The sequence below is a fragment of the Streptomyces sp. IBSBF 2435 genome (assembly GCF_036815005.1).
Taxonomy (GTDB): Bacteria; Actinomycetota; Actinomycetes; order Streptomycetales; family Streptomycetaceae; genus Actinacidiphila.
In genome coordinates this window covers 1-665 of the sequence record NZ_JAJSYW010000398.1, presented here as the reverse complement: position 1 = coordinate 665, position 665 = coordinate 1, and the positions used below count along the sequence as shown (strand labels likewise).

At 79.2% G+C, this 665-nt stretch carries 1 protein-coding gene; it reads right to left on the bottom strand.

Annotation, left to right across the window (positions count from 1 at the left end; translation table 11 throughout):
- Positions 1–52: 52 nt before the first annotated feature.
- Positions 53–559 carry a class F sortase gene (locus V7E46_RS33670; RefSeq protein ID WP_333771946.1) on the bottom strand — a complete coding sequence of 169 codons (507 nt, stop codon included), beginning with the start codon at positions 557–559 and terminating at the stop codon, positions 53–55.
- Between the last annotated feature and the right edge of the window lie 106 nt (positions 560–665).

Below are 665 nucleotides of genomic sequence, written 5' to 3'. Positions count from 1 at the left end.
CCCCGCGCGGGGCCCCGCGCCGGCCGCCCCCGGCGGTCCGGCCGGGGCCCGGTCATCCGGCCAGGTGCGCGTAGACGACGGTGTTGCCGTCGTAGGCGCGGGTGCGGGTGTTCCAGTCGGAGCAGGTGATCAGGCGCAGCTGCGGGTCCGGGGTGTTGCCGTAGACGTCGAGGGTGGGGAAGGCCCGCTTCTCGTACGAGCGGACCGCGTCGACGGTGAAGACGGCGACGGAGCCGTCCGCGCGGGTGACCCGGATCTGCTGGCGCGGCTTCATCGCGCCGAGCCGGTAGAAGACGGCGGGCCCTGTGGCGTACGAGTCGACGTGGCCGAGGATGACCGCGGGGCCCGGGCTGCCGGGTGCGGGGGAGCCGTGGAACCAGCCCGCCTGCAGCGGCTTGCCCGGCACCTCAAGACTGCCGTCCGAGGCCAGCCCGAGGTCCAGCAGCCTGGTGTGGACGCCGATCGCCGGGATGTCCAGCACGGCCGGCAGGGCGGCCGGCGGCAGGGCGGAGCCGGTGGCGGCCGGCGTCGGGGGGACCGGCACGGACGGGGCCGGCATGTGGCCCATGCCGTGCGTCAGCTGCCCGGCCGCGGCGGGCCCGGGCCGCGGGGGGGGGGGGGGGGGGGGGGGGGGGGGGGGGGGGGGGGGGGGGGGGGGGGGGGGG

Excerpts from the sequence above, each read along its gene's own strand:
- V7E46_RS33670 (WP_333771946.1), bottom strand. The coding sequence starts at position 559 with ATGCCGGCCCCGTCCGTGCCGGTCCCCCCGACGCCGGCCGCCACCGGC.